Below are 15095 nucleotides of genomic sequence, written 5' to 3'. Positions count from 1 at the left end.
ACGGAGAGAGGAAGACATAAACCGGGGAGGCAGTCAGAGTTTATCTGACCGCCTCCCCGGTTTATGTCTTCCTCTATTCCAGGACGGCTTTCAGCACGTCGTTTACTTTTTTCACCGGCACAATGGTCAGTTTTTCTTTTACTTCTTCTGCCACGTCTTCCAGATCCTCCACATTATCGTAAGGGATAAATACCCGCTTAATGCCTGCGCGCTGGGCAGCCATCAGTTTTTCGGGAAGACCGCCGATTGGCATTACGCCGCCCCGCAGGGAGACTTCTCCGGTCATGGCGCTGTCCGGATCCGCCGGCCTTCCGGTAATAAGAGAGGCAAGGGCGGTAACCAGAGTGATGCCTGCGGAGGGACCGTCTTTCGGTACGGCGCCTGCGGGAACGTGAATATGAAGATCATGGTCTTCGAATACTTTGCATTCCTTCGGGTAGAGGGACTTCACAAGCGTCAGGGCGATCTGCACCGATTCTTTCATCACATCTCCAAGCTGGCCGGTGATTGTCAGACGGCCTTTGCCTTTGGTGAGACGGCTCTCGATAAACAGAATCTCGCCGCCGGCCCGCGTCCAGGCAAGTCCGGTAACAACGCCGGGGGTGGCTGTGGTCAGCCGGCGTTCCCGGTGGAGGGCCGGCCGGCCAAGATACCCGGTAAGATTACTTTTGGTTATGGACACCGGAGATGCCGCGGATGATGCCGGGGCATCTGAATCAGTGCCGGGAGCGCTGCCTTTTACAAGCTGAACAGCGGCAGTGCGGCACAGTGTCTCAATGTTTTTCTTCAGATCACGGACGCCCGATTCCATGGTGTATTCTTCGATGATCCGGCGGAGTGCGCTGTCTGAGATTTTCAGCTGGTTTTTCTGAATGCCCATGGTTTCCATGGCTTTCGGAATCAGATGCTTCCTTGCGATCTGATATTTCTCAACTGCGGTATAGCCCGGGAAGGAAATGACTTCCATACGGTTAAGCAGAGCTTCCGGAATGGTATCCGTAGTGTTTGCCGTACATACGAAGAGCACATTGGACAGGTCGTAGGGCACATTCATATAATGGTCGGTGAAGGTGTTGTTCTGTTCCGGATCCAGTACTTCCAGAAGCGCGCTGGCCGGATCGCCGCCGTAGTCCCTGGCCAGTTTATCTACCTCATCCAGAACCATGACAGGATTGGAAACTCCGCTCCGTTTCATCCCCTCCATAATTCTTCCGGGCATGGCGCCGATATAGGTTCTGCGGTGACCGCGGATTTCCGCTTCATCCCGGATACCGCCCAGACTGATACGGACGTACTCCCTGCCGAGAGCCCGGGCAATGCTCTGGCCGATGCTGGTTTTTCCGGTTCCGGGCGCGCCTACGAAGAGCAGGATAGAACCGTACTGTTTTTTGTTCAGAGCCATAACGGCAAGCTGCTGGATGATCCTTTTCTTTACCTTTTTCAGGCCATAGTGGTCTTCGTCCAGAACCTCTTCGGCCCGGGTAAGATCAATGGCTTTATATTTCGGGGATTTCCAGGACAAGCTGGTTACAAAGTCCAGATAGTCGTAGAGCAGCCCGTACTCATGACTTTCTTTTCCCTCCTGGCGCATGCGGTTCAGAACTTTTTCCGCCTCTTTGCGGGCTTCTTCATTCATGCCGGACGCTTCGATCTTTTTCTCAAATTTTCGTACATCGGATATATTTTCCGGGTGCATGTCATCCAGCTCTTTCTGCAGATAGTCGATCTGCTTTTTCAGGGCAGCTTCCCGGTAAAGCTGTTCCTGATTGTTTTTCTGCGCGTCCTGTGCTTCCGCGGCAACTTTTGCCACTTCCATAAATTCCTGCACCGATTTCTCAATCAGGCGGTATCTGTTCTGTACTGAGTCGCATGCGAGAATCGCGTATTTTTCCTCTGCCGTCAGATTCAGATAGTCAGACAGGGAGGAGGCCAGATCAGACATTGTTTTCCGCTGCAGGATAAATCCTCTTGCCCAGAGGCCCCACTGATAGCCCTGGACAAACTTGAGGAGAGAGCCCCTCAGACGGGAAAATTCTTCTTTCTGCTGCTCTTCCGTCATATCTTCTATGTCCGGACGCAGGGAGACGGATGCACGGACCTCATCCTGATCCACTGTAATGTCAGTGAGGACGACACGGTGCAGCGTACGTACCTGTACGGCATCATCCTCGCCGATATTTTCTATCCTCGCAGAGAGCCCTATGGGGTAGAAATCTCCCGGCTGAAGGGAGGAATCCCCGATATCCTCCTTCACAAAGGCGAAAATGATATCTGTTCCCGCTTCCAGCTGTCCGCCGGCAGATTCGCTGAAAAAGTCTGCTTTAAAATAATATGTGACATCCGGAAGAAGCAGTATATTATAAATGGGACGTATAATCATGAAGTATTCCTCCTTTACTTTCTTGTCAGCACTCAAATCAAACGAGTGCTAATCTGACTGAAAAAACATAGCGAATAAATTGCTTTATTCGCTTTTCAGATTATCTGTTATAAATTCTTTCCATAAAAATTAGCACAAAAATAACCGCATGTCAAGATCCTGGAAGACTGCCGGCTATGACAGAAGGAAATTCAGTGAACCGGGAGGGTTGTCTGTGCCCTTTTCCAGCAGGGCAACCAGGCCTTTGATGGTTGACTCGATTTCATCCTGAGACGAGGGAACAATCGTATTGTCCATTTTCACAGTCAGCACAATCAGAACAATTTCAGCCAGCGCTTCCGGATTGCTGAAATGGATTTCGCCCGAATCAATTCCCTGCTGTATGATCTCAGCCAGAACGGGTTTGAACTCGGAGATCAGATGATTCATATATTTCTGATGGAGCAGCGCTTTCTCCGGGGCGCCTACGCCGGATTCCCGGCCGGACTTCAGGTATTCGGTAGAGGAGTTGCGGCATGCCTGAAAGATCATGGCCATGCGGGTGAAAGGCGGAATATCTGTCTGGGCAGAAAGATTTTTTGCCGTTGTCAGGGGTTTCTCATAATTGCGTTCTACCAGAGCTTCGAGAATGGCGTCTTTGGAAGGAAAGTAGTAGTAAATGCTTCCCTTGCCGATCCCTGCCGCCTGCGCGATCTCGCTTACGGAGATCGTCTGCAGTTTTTTATTCTCCAGAAGCTTCTGGAGTGAATCCAGAATAAGATTATATTTTGCCTGCTGTCTCTGCATGATTATCGCCTTCCTGATATAAAACTCTGCTGCATATAAAATGTATATGTTTCCCTCCGCATATCCTGTCGGACGTGTCCGGTGACCAGATTGACCGTCAGGAACTTACAACTCAGTATAGCACATCCGATATAAAAGAACCAGAAATAAAAACGCACAAAAAACAGGGAAATTATTGCAGTTATTTTGACAGCAACGACGATTGACCGTTGGTCGAAAAGATGCTAATCTAACAGGTGTAAGAACATGACCACTGGTCGAAAAAAGAACCGGAATGGTCGAAAAAGGAGGAGACTATGACCTACGCAGATATGTTTTCAAAGGTAAAGGGGATGCTGATAGAGGCGGATGTGAGCGACATACATGAACATCTGGCATATCAGTTCAATATTACCGGGGAGGCGGAAGGTATTTTTTACGCCGAAGTAAAAGACGGACAGCTTTTTGTTGAGCCGTATGAATATTTTGACCGGGATGCAATGTTTACCTGCAGCGCAGAGACATTGTTCAAAATCGCGGACGGAAAAACAGATCCGATTCTCGCGGTGACACTGGGAAAACTGAAAGTGGAAGGCAATATTGATAAGGCGCTGAAGCTCAAAGATCTGATTAACAGCAAGAAAAAGGAAGCCGGAAAGAAAAAGAAAAAATAAAAAGCAAAATGCTGATATAAGGCAACATGTTAACAGCAGAATAAAAAGCAGGTGAAAAAATGAGCAGGATATTAAAAGGAGCAGCGGCCGCCCTGGGACTGCTGGCTGCCGCGGAAGCAGGCGGTACCGCATATTTTTACAGACGGACCATGAAGAGGTATAACGCGAAGACCGAGCGGACTATGAAGATGTCCGGCGTGGACTGGGAAAAATATTTTCCGGTTATGCATGAGCGCAGCGGCTGGATGATGGAACAGCCGCATGAGGACGTGTGGATTACGTCCCATGACGGACTGAAACTTCACGGTACATATTTTGAGGGAGACGGAGGAAACAAAGCGGTGATCTGTTTCCACGGCTATACAAGTAAAGGCCTTAATGATTACGGAAGCCTTTCCTGGTATTATCTGAAACACGGATTCCGCATGCTGCTGATCGACGAGAGGGCTCACGGAGAGAGCGAGGGCACCTATATCGGATTCGGCACAATGGACCGCATTGACGGTATGAAATGGATTGAATGGATGACAGATAAAATCGGGGAGAACGCTCAGATTCTGCTCCACGGAAATTCCATGGGCGGAGCGACGGTCTGCATGATGAGCGGGCTGAAGCTTCCGGAGCAGGTAAAGGGAATCGTTTCCGACTGTGCGTTTACATCAGCCAAAGATGTGTTCACCCATGTACTCCACAGCATGTATCATCTTCCCGCGTTTCCCATGATCCAGATCGCGGACAGACTGAATAAGAGAAATGCCGGGTACGGGCTGGACGAGTGCAGCGCGGCAAGGGAAGTAAGAAAGGCGAAGGTTCCGATTTTGTTTATTCACGGAGAAAAGGACGTCTTCGTTCCCTGCTGGATGTGCGAAGAAATCTATAAAAACTGCGCTTCACCGAAAACGAAACTGATTGTCAAAGACGCGGGCCACGGAGAGAGTTATTACAAAGATACAGAAGGCTACGAGGCGGCCCTGGATTCATTTATCGGAGGAATAATGAAATGATGAGGACAAGAAAAGGACATAAAGTGTATCCGCTTACTGTAGCACAGAAATTTCATCTTTACTACGCGCCCCACTGCCCGAGCATGGCGGTTCTGAATATCGGAACAAGTCTGACAATCGAGGTGGATCTGGACTGGGATCAGCTGAAGAAATCAATCAATGAGGCCTATGCAAGAAATGAGGGCATGAGGATCCGTTTCGCTAAAGATAAGGAAGGGAACTGGTATCAGTATATAGTTGACCCGGAAGAGCAGGACATCGAATTTGTAGACTTCTCAAACGGTACGCTGGAAGAAGCAGAAGCAAAGATGCAGGAGTGGACCCGTGTTCCGTTCAAAATGCAGGATACTCAGATGTCCCGCGTAGTAATGATTAAAATGCCGGATGGATTTAACGGGGTTTATTTCCTCGGGCAGCATATGACGGTAGACGCGCAGTCTCTGATCTGTTTCCTGAAAGATATTATAGAACTTTACTGCAATGCAAAATACGAAGGAGTTCCTTATCCGAAAGAAATGTGCTCCTATATTGAACAGCTTCAGAAAGATCTGGCCTATGAGGCCGGAAGCAAGGCGCAGCAGAGAGACATCGCCTTCTTCCAGAAAGAGATCGAAAAGGGCGAGCCGATCTACAACGGCATTCACGGAACGGATAAACTGGAAGCCGCGAGGGAAATGTTTAAAAATCCGGAACTGCGCACTGCTTTTAATGCATCGGACGACACCACATCCGCTCTTGATATCTTCCATCTGGAGGAGGAACCTACAAAGCGGCTGATGGACTTCTGCGAGAAATATCATGTGTCGCTGGCATGCCTGCTTCTTATGGGTCTCCGTACCTATTACCAGAAGATGAACGGATTTGAGGATGTGTCTGTAAACAATGCCATCGCAAGGCGTGCGACTCTGAAAGAAAAGAAATCCGGCGGAACAAGAATCCATTCTTTCCCGATCCGTACGGTATTTTCCGAGGATATGAAATTTATTGACGGCGTCTACGCGATCCGGGACAAACAGAATGAAATATTCCGTCATGCGAATTATGATCCGACGGCATATTTCGCGTACCGTTCAAAACTGTATCCCCAGCCCCATGCCGGACTGACCTATGAGCCGATTTCCCTGACCTATCAGCCGCTCACGCTGAAAGAAAAAGGCCTGAATCAGCTTGGGGATATCCGTTATAAGACAAAATGGTATCCAAACGGCACCTGCCCTCAGGGGGTATATCTGACTGTCATGCACCGGCCGGAAGACAATGGACTGGACTTTAACTTTGAACATCAGATCAAGGCTTATTCCAGAGAGGAGCTGGAGTATATGTATTATTACCTCTGCAAGATCATGTTTAAGGGAGCCGAGAACCCGGACCTGACTATCGGAGAGATTATCAAGTTAGTATAGCCTGAGTAAGAGGCGGAATCAGGATAACATATGTGGGAAAAAATATAAAAGGAGAATGACCATGTTTGAAAAATTGGTAAATATCATCTGCAATTATGTTGAAGTAGAGCCGGAGAACATTCATCCGGAATCCCGTTTCATGGAAGATCTGGGATTTACTTCCTTTGATTTCATGAGCATGCTGGGAGAAATCGAGGATGAATTCGATGTGGAAGTTGAGCAGGCAGAAGCCGCCAATATCCGTACAGTTCAGGAAGCTGTTGATTACCTGGAGAAACTGACTGCTGAAAATTAGAACACCGGAAAATATTCCGGCAGGGACGAGAGAAGGACAGACCCTGCCGGAAGCGGTCCGGAAAAGTGGACCCTGTGCCGGCGGAGGCGCAGAGAAAGGAATGTGAAAAATATGCTTTGCAGCACAGTGCGTCAGATTCTGGTCAATACAGAGAAAAAGTATGGCCCGGAAGACGCGATACGCTATAAAATCGGTAAAAATGAGATAGAATCAAAAACCTATACCCAGTTAAAGGAAGACAGCGAGAGTTTTTCCAATGTACTTAAGGCGCTGGGGGAACAGGGAAACCATATTTCCGTTATCGGAATGACTTCCTATGAATGGCTGGTGACATATTTTGGCACGGTCAATAGTGGAAGTGTAATCGTGCCACTGGATGTGAATCTGCCGGCGGAGGATGTGTGCGATCTGATTGCCCGGTCAGATTCCACTATGCTTGTCTATGACGAGGTGAGAAAGGATGTAGCGGCAATTGCGAAAGAGCGGTGCCCGCAGCTGAAATATCTTGTATCCATGCAGCAGGAAGAGACGGATAGCCATGCGTACGCTTTCCGGAAGCTTCTGGAGGAGCACAGGGGAGGTTTCGATTATGAGCCTGAGCCGGATCAGCTCTGCACAATTATGTTTACCTCGGGAACGACGGGGAAGAGCAAGGGCGTTATGCTTACCCACAGAAATGTGGCGGAGAACGCTACCTGCCTGGATATGAAAATACCGGAACGCACGGTGATTATGACGGTTCTTCCGATCCATCACGCATACTGCCTGAGTATGGATATCCTGAAAGGCACGTCTCTGGGAGCGGTGATCTGTATTAACGATTCTCTGATCCGTGTGGCAAAGAATATCAAACTGTTCAAGCCGGAGATGATCCTGATGGTACCGCTGATGATTGAGACAATGGCGAAGAAGCTGGAGGAAGCGGCCCTTCTTCCGGCGAAGATCGTAAAAAGCCAGGTATTCGGGAAGCAGTTCCATACCATCTGCAGCGGAGGCGCTTACCTGGATCCGGGTTATATTGATCTGTTCAAAAAATATGATATTGTAATCCAGCAGGGATACGGCATGACCGAATGCGCTCCTGTCATCAGCGTCAATCAGAGCTGGAATATCCGCTCCGATTCGGTAGGACAGCTTCTGCCAAACTGCGAGGCAAAGACGGTGGAAGGCGAACTCTGGGTGAAAGGCAGCAGTGTCATGCAGGGATATTACAAGATGCCGGAAGAGACTGCCGAGACGCTGGAAGACGGCTGGCTGAAGACCGGCGATCTGGGATATGTGGACGAGGAAGGCTTCGTCTACCTGACCGGACGCAAGAAGAACCTGATCATCACGAAAAACGGAGAAAATGTATCGCCCGAAGAGCTGGAGAACGCTCTGAGCACCAACCGTCTTGTAGGAGAAGTGCTTGTCCGGGAGAACAACGGTGTGATCGAAGCCGAGATCTATCCGGATCAGGATTATGTGAAGAAGAAACGGATCAAAGACGTAAAGGCGAAGCTGCAGGAAGTGATCGATGAATACAATAAGACTGCGGCGCCGCAGAAGAAGATATACAGTCTGATTGTCAGAGATACCGAGTTTGAGAAGACGACAACAAGGAAGATCAAGAGATTTTAGGCAGGGAATATACCTGCGCGGATTATCCGCGCAGTATCTGATTTATCCAGGCCCTCTGACGGGAATGCAAAGATTCCCGCCGGAGGGCCTGTGCCTGCAGTAGGAGAAGCGGAAAAGGTTGACGGCGGCGCCGGATACTTGCTAATATAAGGAAAGTATAAAATGCGGATGGGAGGACAAAGTATGCTGCTTACGATTGATGTAGGAAATACGAATATTACTATGGGAGTGTTCCGGGGAGAGGAACTGCTTGGCATGTTCCGCATGACTACAAAACGTCCCCGCACATCGGATGAATACGGGATGACAATCTGCGGCATACTGGAACACAGGTCCATTGACCCGAAAGAGATTCAGGCGGTTATTATCGCTTCCGTTGTGCCGGATATCATGCATTCGCTGACAAGCGCCGTTATTAAATATCTGGACACGGTCCCTCTGATTGTTTCGCCGGAATCCGATACCGGGATCCGGGTGCTCACAGACAATCCTTCCAGAACCGGCCCTGACCGGATCGTCAACGCAGTAGCCGGATATGCCCGGGCAGGCGGATCCGCCATTGTGATTGATTTCGGAACGGCTACGACCTATGATCTGATCGGACCGGACGGTACGCTGGAAGCGTGCATTATCGCTCCGGGCATTGAGACAGCGGGAAGATCCCTGTGGGGCGGCGCAGCCATGCTCCCGGCGATCCAGATCAAAAAACCGGAGTCCATTCTTGCCCGGGATACCGTTTCCGGCATGCAGGGAGGTCTTGTGTTCGGCGCCATCGGACAGACCGAGTATATTGTAAGAAAGATGAAAGAAGAGTCCGGATATACGGATGCGTATGTGATCGCAACAGGAGGCCTGGGGAAGATTATAGCAAAAGAGACAGAATGCATTGATCTGTATGATCCGCAGCTGACCCTGAACGGGCTGCGGCTGATCTATGACAGGATGAAGAAGCAAACATTTTAGTATATTATGAGCCGGGGCTTTGTTATAATGAAGTAGAAAATGCAGGTTTTGTTTTTAGATAGGAGTTGCTTTTGTATGTGTGATGTAAAAAAATATGAACAGATATATGAAGATATTAAAAAGCTGAAGCCTGAGGATACCTTGCAGTTAGTTCTTGAAGCTGAGACAGAAGAACAGAGAAGTTTTTATGAAATGATTGGAGATTATCTGCTTCAAAAGGAACAAAAGAAGGCAATAAAGGGGAATTTGTTTTAGTGAAAAAGTATATACTGATTGCGGGAGTAAACGGAGCAGGAAAATCTACTCTTTATCAGACGCTGCATTCCCTGCATGAAATGATTCGTGTAAATACTGATGAAATAGTGAGAAGAATTGGTGATTGGAGAAGTATTGAGAGACAGATTGAAGCAGGGAAAATTGCAGTCTCTCAATTGAAAGAATGCTTCGAGAAGGGAGTAACCTTTAATCAGGAAACAACTCTATGTGGTAAATCAGTAATTAAGAATATCAAAAAAGCAAAAGAAAAAGGATACATTATTGAACTTCATTATGTAGGTGTAGATTCTGTTGAAATTGCGAAAAAACGTGTGAGGTATCGTGTGGAGCATGGCGGACATGGGATACCAGAGCGCATGATTGAAAAACGGTATAGTGAATCTCTGCAGAACCTGCAAAAAGTTCTTCCGCTGTGCGATCTTGCATTGATGTATGATAATACGGAAAGTTTCCAACGATTCGCTATTTATCGAAGAGGAACAGCAGCTCGGGTTTCTCATATTGTTCCTCTATGGTATGTAAAGTTAATCGAAGAAGAGAAGAAAATCAGAGTTACAGAACTATGAAACATTTAAAGATAGGAAATGTAGAACTTGAAAACCGATATATTCTGGGACCTATGGCAGGGGTGACGGACCTGCCATTTCGTCTGCTCTGCCGGGAGCAGGGGGCGGGCCTTCTCTGCATGGAGATGGTCAGCGCCAAGGCAATCTACTACAATAACCGGAATACAGAGAGCCTGCTGGAAATTCACCCGGACGAAAAGCCGGTGTCCCTGCAGCTCTTCGGCTCCGATCCGAAGATCATGAGCGAGATGGCGAAACGGATTGAAGAGCGTCCCTTTGCCATACTGGATATCAATATGGGCTGTCCGGTTCCGAAAGTGGTGAAAAACGGCGAAGGTTCTGCCCTGATGAAGAATCCGAAACTGGTGTACGAGATTGTCAGTGCTATTGTGAAGGCCATAGAGAAGCCGGTGACAGTAAAGATCCGCAAAGGTTTTGACGACGATCATGTAAATGCCGTGGAGATCGCCCGGATCGCGGAGGAGGCCGGCGCGTCGGCGGTGGCTGTCCACGGGCGGACAAGGGAGCAGTATTACAGCGGTAAGGCGGACTGGGATATTATCCGCCAGGTAAAAGAGGCGGTATCTATTCCGGTAATCGGAAACGGCGACATTACTTCCCCGGAAAAAGCCGAGGAACTGGTAAGGCAGACCGGGTGCGACGGCATTATGATCGCCCGGGGCGCCCAGGGGAATCCCTGGATCTTTTCAGAGATGGTGAAATGGGAGGAAACCGGAGAGCTTCCGCCCAGGCCGGACAAAGACGAAGTGCGCCGGATGATCCTCAGACATGCCCGCCTTCAGCTGGAGTATAAGGGCGGATTCTCAGGTATCCGGGAGATGAGAAAGCATGTGGCCTGGTACACGAAAGGCCTGAAGGGAGCGGCCCGTCTGCGGGAGCGTGTGAACGCTGTGGAGAGCCTGGAAGAGCTGGAAAATCTCTTGACATCATTATAGACTTTGGTTATAATATTGAAATTGCGAAATAGACTTAAATGACAGCATACAGGACAGGCATTCCTGTATAAGGCACATCAAAAAATAGAAAGAAAATCTGAGAAACAGAAAGGAAGCGTAACCAATGGCAGAGGCAAAGAAACGATTACTTACTTATGCCGGATTAAAGGCACTGGAAGATGAACTTGAGAATCTGAAAGTGGTGAAACGAAAGGAAGTCGCGGCCAAGATCAAAGAGGCGAGAGAACAGGGTGACCTTTCAGAGAATGCAGAGTATGATGCGGCCAAAGATGAACAGAGAGATATCGAGGCGCGGATCGAAGAGCTGGAAGGCATTCTGAAAAACGCAGAGGTTGTTGTAGAAGATGAAGTTGACTTTGATAAGATCAATGTGGGATGTACTGTGAAGGTGTACGACATCACATACGACGAGGAGATGGAGTTCAAAATCGTCGGCTCAACAGAGGCGAACAGCCTTGAGGGCAAGATCTCAAATGAGTCTCCGGTAGGGCAGGCGCTGATCGGCAAAAAGGTCGGCGAGACCGCTGACGTGGAGACGCAGGCGGGTGTGATCCAGTATAAAGTGCTTGAGATCAGCCGTTCAAAGTAAACATATGACTACGCGCCAGACCTCTTTTTTAAGGGGTCTGAATTCGCTTGTACGGGTATTATTATCCGCGGAAACTATGTAAGAAGAGAGGGACAGGCATCCAGGGAACGCCTGTGAGGAAGGAGAAGAAACAGTGGCACAGCAGCAGAAAAACGGACAGGAACCAGATCTGAATCAGTTGAGAAAGGTGCGCCGCGAGAAACTTGCGGAACTGCAGCAGAACGGAAAAGACCCGTTCGTAATCACAAAGTATGATCAGACACATCACAGCCAGGAGATCAAGGATCAGTTTGAGGAACTGGAAGGAAAGCGTGTATCAATCGCCGGACGTATGATGTCCAAACGTGTGATGGGAAAGGCTTCTTTCTGTAATGTTCAGGATCTGAAAGGAAATATTCAGTCCTATGTTGCGAGAGACAGTGTGGGAGAGGAAAACTACAAGGAGTTCAAAAAGCTGGATGTAGGCGATGTGATCGGCATTGAAGGTGAAGTATTCAGGACAAAGACCGGTGAGATTTCCATCCATGCGTCTCATGTTACGCTGCTTTCCAAGAGTCTTCAGATTCTTCCGGAGAAGTTCCACGGCCTGACCAACACAGATACCCGGTACCGTCAGAGATATGTGGATCTGATTATGAATCCGGAAGTAAAGGATACCTTTATCAAACGTTCCAGAATTATCAGCGCGATCCGTAAATATCTGGACGGCGAGGGCTTCATGGAGGTTGAGACCCCCATGCTGGTGGCCAACGCAGGAGGGGCAGCCGCAAGACCCTTCGAGACCCACTTCAATGCCCTGAACGAGGACCTGAAGCTTCGTATTTCACTGGAGCTCTACCTGAAGAGACTGATCGTAGGCGGTCTCGAGAAAGTATATGAGATCGGCCGCGTATTCAGAAATGAAGGCCTTGATACAAGACACAATCCGGAGTTCACTCTGATGGAACTCTATCAGGCATATACAGATTACAACGGTATGATGGATCTGACCGAGAACCTGTACCGCCATGTGGCGCAGGAAGTGCTGGGAACAACAAAGATCGTATACAACGGCATTGAGATGGATCTTGGCAAGCCCTTCGAGCGCATCACAATGGTGGACGCCGTGAAGAAGTATGCAGGAATTGACTGGAATGAAGTAGAGAATCTGGAGCAGGCAAGAGAGCTTGCAAAAGAGCATAACATTGAGTTTGAAGAGAGACATAAGAAAGGGGATATCCTGAACCTGTTCTTTGAGGAATATGTGGAGGAACATCTGGTTCAGCCGACATTCGTTATGGATCACCCCATCGAGATCTCACCGCTGACCAAGAAGAAACCGGAGAATCCGGACTATGTGGAGCGTTTTGAGTTCTTTATGAACGGCTGGGAGATGGCAAACGCTTACTCCGAGCTGAACGATCCGATTGACCAGAGAGAGCGTTTCGCTCAGCAGGACGCGAATGCGGCAGCAGGAGACGATGAGGCTGAGCACACAGACGAGGATTTCCTGAACGCGCTGGAAATCGGTATGCCGCCTACAGGCGGTATCGGATTCGGTATCGACAGAATGTGCATGCTGCTCACTGACAGCGCAGCGATCAGGGACGTGCTGCTGTTCCCGACGATGAAGAGCATCGGAGGAGCCGAAGGCAAGAAATCGGACAAGAAAGAGGAGTCCGAGCCGGCTGTGAAGATTGATTTTTCCAAGGTGAAAGTTGAGTCGCTGTTCGAGGATGCCGTTGATTTTGACACCTTCAGCAAGTCCGATTTCCGGGTTGTAAAGGTGGAGGCATGCGAGGCAGTTCCGAAGAGTAAAAAGCTCCTGAAGTTCACACTGAACGATGGAACAGACCGGAAACGTACGATTTTAAGCGGAATTCACGAGTATTACGAGCCGGAAGAGCTGGTCGGAAAGACCTGTGTGGCAATTACAAATCTGCCGCCGAGGAAGATGATGGGTATCGACTCCGAGGGTATGCTGATCAGTGCGGTGTACGAGTACGACGGACACGAAGGACTGAATCTGCTGATGCTGGATGACAGTATTCCGGCAGGAGCGAAGCTCTACTAAGGATAAGAAATGACCTTCAGATTTGACAGCAAAAATTCATTTTGACAACAATTTGACAACAATTTTCGAAATAACCACGAAGTATCACGAAGCGTGGTGAAGAGTTGTTATCTGCGAATCATATCGGAAAACCGATGATTTGAGCACTTTTTGAAAGAAAAAATTTCAAAGAGTGCTCTTTTTTTATTCCTCACGTATAAACAGCAGTAGTGGCCGCATTTAAGAAGGGAGACTGTTTTATGAGAACAGAAGATATGTACTATAATGAGCAGAAACGCAGTGAAGTTATGGAGGCGGCCCGGAGGCTTAGAAGAAAATTCCTTCGGTATCAGCAGGCAGAGATTGTATACAGTCTGTCTCATAAGAAATTAATGGAGTTAGCTAATGAGGCAGGAGCAATTTACAGAATGGATGGAATTGTATTGATTAACCGTGAAATTTTTGATGAATATCTTGAAAGGTTTCGTGAGACAAAAGATAATTCCGATCCAAAGGAGGAGGGCTAACATGCATGGAAAATCATATGAGGAAGTTCAGGTTCAGAAACTGCAGGTTCGGATCGAACTGTACCGGATGATCCATATGGAAGCTATGGAACCCAATGAGACAATAAGTACTATTTGGAGTAGAATAAAAGATATAAGAGAGGTCAGCGATGTTTTGGTTGTCAATCAGGGTGGGGAACTGTCCTGTTTTTATGTGAATGAGGAATATCCCCGGCGGATCACTGGATTTATCCGGCTGCAGACATCCGGGGCTGTGATTTCTCTCGATACAAGGGATTATATGATCGATGGATACGGCGGCAACTGGATGGCGGCAGATGCTGTGATTATTGATGGCAGACAGTTTTTCCTGATGGAGCATCAGGAATATCATCGGCAGGCAGCTATGGTGGTGCTGGACAGTTATGGAAGAAAAGTCGTAGAGTGTATTCACGGCTTTGACCGGGAAGTAAAACAGAAGATCCATGAATTTGTCCGGACACAGCACCAGGATACTCCATCTTTCTACAATTTGCGGAGACGTCTGGAGCCCTGGCAGAAATTTCTTATAAACGGGTTTTATGAAAGAAGTATGGAGACCGGGCTGGAAGTGAATTATGACGGAATTGACGGCTGTGTCAATCATCAGAAAGACCATCCCGGAAAAGCACTGCCAGTGAAGAAGGAAAAGGAAGCTCATTCTAAGAAAAAGACGTCCGTAATTCGGAAACTGAGGGAGAAGCAGATTGCGATTGCTAGGAGATCCGGAAAGCCGATACCAAAGTTTTTGGAGCAGCAGATAGAAAGAGAGAAATCCCGGAGATAAATGTGCAGGGGCAGGGATACTGTTGGTATTATTTTGGTGCATTCTTAGCAAAAACATGAAGTCGAAATGGGTCTTTTTGTACTTAAATATCAGTGGCAGATAGTTTCCCTAAGAAACGTCTGTTACTTACATTTTATCAGGTTGTAAGGGAGGGAGAATAGTGAGACTGACGAAATATGAAAAAGAGACCATCATTTTGTTCAATGAGGAAGATGAACT

15 protein-coding genes are annotated in these 15095 nt (G+C 48.1%); 13 read left to right on the top strand and 2 right to left on the bottom strand.

The genetic code is table 11. The features are described 5' to 3' along the window. Nucleotides 1-73 precede the first annotated feature (73 nt). Together lon and AC0QUU_RS01580 are read right to left on the bottom strand one after the other, a co-directional pair. Complete coding sequence (gene lon, locus AC0QUU_RS01585) at nt 74-2380, bottom strand: endopeptidase La (RefSeq protein WP_474544245.1); 2307 nt, start codon at nt 2378-2380, stop codon at nt 74-76. A gap of 174 nt (nt 2381-2554) precedes the next feature. Further along, the gene (locus tag AC0QUU_RS01580) at nt 2555-3166 is read right to left on the bottom strand and encodes a TetR/AcrR family transcriptional regulator (protein ID WP_474544243.1); all 612 of its coding nucleotides are present in this window, start codon (nt 3164-3166) and stop codon (nt 2555-2557) included. A 296-nt stretch (nt 3167-3462) separates the two neighbouring features. Between AC0QUU_RS01580 and AC0QUU_RS01575 the strand changes: the two genes are divergently transcribed. The 13 genes from AC0QUU_RS01575 (at nt 3463) to AC0QUU_RS01515 (ending at nt 14876) form a co-directional block, all read left to right on the top strand. Beyond that, nucleotides 3463-3819 (top strand): SCP2 sterol-binding domain-containing protein, encoded by a 357-nt coding sequence (locus AC0QUU_RS01575; RefSeq protein ID WP_474544241.1) that lies wholly within the window; start codon nt 3463-3465, stop codon nt 3817-3819. Between the two features lie 59 nt (nt 3820-3878). Next, nucleotides 3879-4823: an alpha/beta hydrolase gene (locus AC0QUU_RS01570; protein ID WP_474544239.1), complete on the top strand. Its 945-nt coding sequence runs from the start codon at nt 3879-3881 to the stop codon at nt 4821-4823. Continuing rightward, nucleotides 4823-6226, top strand: a complete 1404-nt coding sequence (locus AC0QUU_RS01565) for a condensation domain-containing protein (RefSeq protein WP_474545501.1) — start codon at nt 4823-4825, stop codon at nt 6224-6226. The genes AC0QUU_RS01570 and AC0QUU_RS01565 overlap by 1 nt, the downstream gene beginning before the upstream one ends. A gap of 61 nt (nt 6227-6287) precedes the next feature. Continuing rightward, nucleotides 6288-6521, top strand: a complete 234-nt coding sequence (locus tag AC0QUU_RS01560) for an acyl carrier protein (RefSeq protein WP_474544237.1) — start codon at nt 6288-6290, stop codon at nt 6519-6521. Nucleotides 6522-6632: 111 nt separating this feature from the next. After that, nucleotides 6633-8141, top strand: a complete 1509-nt coding sequence (locus AC0QUU_RS01555; RefSeq protein WP_474544235.1) for an AMP-binding protein — start codon at nt 6633-6635, stop codon at nt 8139-8141. A 183-nt stretch (nt 8142-8324) separates the two neighbouring features. Continuing rightward, entirely contained in the window at nt 8325-9104 is a 780-nt protein-coding gene (locus AC0QUU_RS01550) for a type III pantothenate kinase (protein WP_474544233.1), read from the top strand. A gap of 75 nt (nt 9105-9179) precedes the next feature. Further along, nucleotides 9180-9359 carry a hypothetical protein gene (locus AC0QUU_RS01545; RefSeq protein WP_474544231.1) on the top strand — a complete coding sequence of 60 codons (180 nt, stop codon included), beginning with the start codon at nt 9180-9182 and terminating at the stop codon, nt 9357-9359. After that, nucleotides 9359-9946 carry an ATPase gene (locus tag AC0QUU_RS01540; RefSeq protein ID WP_474544229.1) on the top strand — a complete coding sequence of 196 codons (588 nt, stop codon included), beginning with the start codon at nt 9359-9361 and terminating at the stop codon, nt 9944-9946. The genes AC0QUU_RS01545 and AC0QUU_RS01540 overlap by 1 nt, the downstream gene beginning before the upstream one ends. Further along, nucleotides 9943-10902, top strand: coding sequence for a tRNA dihydrouridine synthase DusB (gene dusB / locus AC0QUU_RS01535; RefSeq protein ID WP_474544227.1), 960 nt, complete (start codon nt 9943-9945; stop codon nt 10900-10902). The genes AC0QUU_RS01540 and dusB overlap by 4 nt, the downstream gene beginning before the upstream one ends. Before the next feature lie 124 nt (nt 10903-11026). Next, entirely contained in the window at nt 11027-11512 is a 486-nt protein-coding gene (gene greA / locus AC0QUU_RS01530) for a transcription elongation factor GreA (RefSeq protein ID WP_474544225.1), read from the top strand. 133 nt (nt 11513-11645) lie between these two features. After that, complete coding sequence (gene lysS, locus AC0QUU_RS01525) at nt 11646-13565, top strand: lysine--tRNA ligase (protein WP_474544223.1); 1920 nt, start codon at nt 11646-11648, stop codon at nt 13563-13565. A 239-nt stretch (nt 13566-13804) separates the two neighbouring features. Then, the gene (locus tag AC0QUU_RS01520) at nt 13805-14071 is read left to right on the top strand and encodes a DUF6462 family protein (RefSeq protein WP_205156408.1); all 267 of its coding nucleotides are present in this window, start codon (nt 13805-13807) and stop codon (nt 14069-14071) included. A 1-nt stretch (nt 14072) separates the two neighbouring features. Then, nucleotides 14073-14876, top strand: a complete 804-nt coding sequence (locus tag AC0QUU_RS01515; RefSeq protein ID WP_474544221.1) for a hypothetical protein — start codon at nt 14073-14075, stop codon at nt 14874-14876. Nucleotides 14877-15095: the final 219 nt, after the last annotated feature.

Source organism: Mediterraneibacter sp. HA8405 (assembly GCF_056148955.1).
The sequence above is the reverse complement of the archived record's forward strand: the minus strand, read 5'-3'. Positions and strand labels throughout refer to the sequence as shown.

What these genes read in the sequence shown, in the direction of transcription:
- AC0QUU_RS01520 (WP_205156408.1), top strand. Translation starts at nt 13,805, where the DNA reads ATGAGAACAGAAGATATGTACTATAATGAGCAGAAACGCAGTGAAGTT.
- AC0QUU_RS01515 (WP_474544221.1), top strand. Translation starts at nt 14,073, where the DNA reads ATGCATGGAAAATCATATGAGGAAGTTCAGGTTCAGAAACTGCAGGTT.
- AC0QUU_RS01575 (WP_474544241.1), top strand. Translation starts at nt 3,463, where the DNA reads ATGACCTACGCAGATATGTTTTCAAAGGTAAAGGGGATGCTGATAGAG.
- AC0QUU_RS01555 (WP_474544235.1), top strand. Translation starts at nt 6,633, where the DNA reads ATGCTTTGCAGCACAGTGCGTCAGATTCTGGTCAATACAGAGAAAAAG.
- AC0QUU_RS01565 (WP_474545501.1), top strand. Translation starts at nt 4,823, where the DNA reads ATGAGGACAAGAAAAGGACATAAAGTGTATCCGCTTACTGTAGCACAG.
- greA (WP_474544225.1), top strand. Translation starts at nt 11,027, where the DNA reads ATGGCAGAGGCAAAGAAACGATTACTTACTTATGCCGGATTAAAGGCA.
- AC0QUU_RS01545 (WP_474544231.1), top strand. Translation starts at nt 9,180, where the DNA reads ATGTGTGATGTAAAAAAATATGAACAGATATATGAAGATATTAAAAAG.
- AC0QUU_RS01550 (WP_474544233.1), top strand. Translation starts at nt 8,325, where the DNA reads ATGCTGCTTACGATTGATGTAGGAAATACGAATATTACTATGGGAGTG.
- dusB (WP_474544227.1), top strand. Translation starts at nt 9,943, where the DNA reads ATGAAACATTTAAAGATAGGAAATGTAGAACTTGAAAACCGATATATT.
- lon (WP_474544245.1), bottom strand. Translation starts at nt 2,380, where the DNA reads ATGATTATACGTCCCATTTATAATATACTGCTTCTTCCGGATGTCACA.
- AC0QUU_RS01560 (WP_474544237.1), top strand. Translation starts at nt 6,288, where the DNA reads ATGTTTGAAAAATTGGTAAATATCATCTGCAATTATGTTGAAGTAGAG.
- AC0QUU_RS01570 (WP_474544239.1), top strand. Translation starts at nt 3,879, where the DNA reads ATGAGCAGGATATTAAAAGGAGCAGCGGCCGCCCTGGGACTGCTGGCT.
- AC0QUU_RS01580 (WP_474544243.1), bottom strand. Translation starts at nt 3,166, where the DNA reads ATGCAGAGACAGCAGGCAAAATATAATCTTATTCTGGATTCACTCCAG.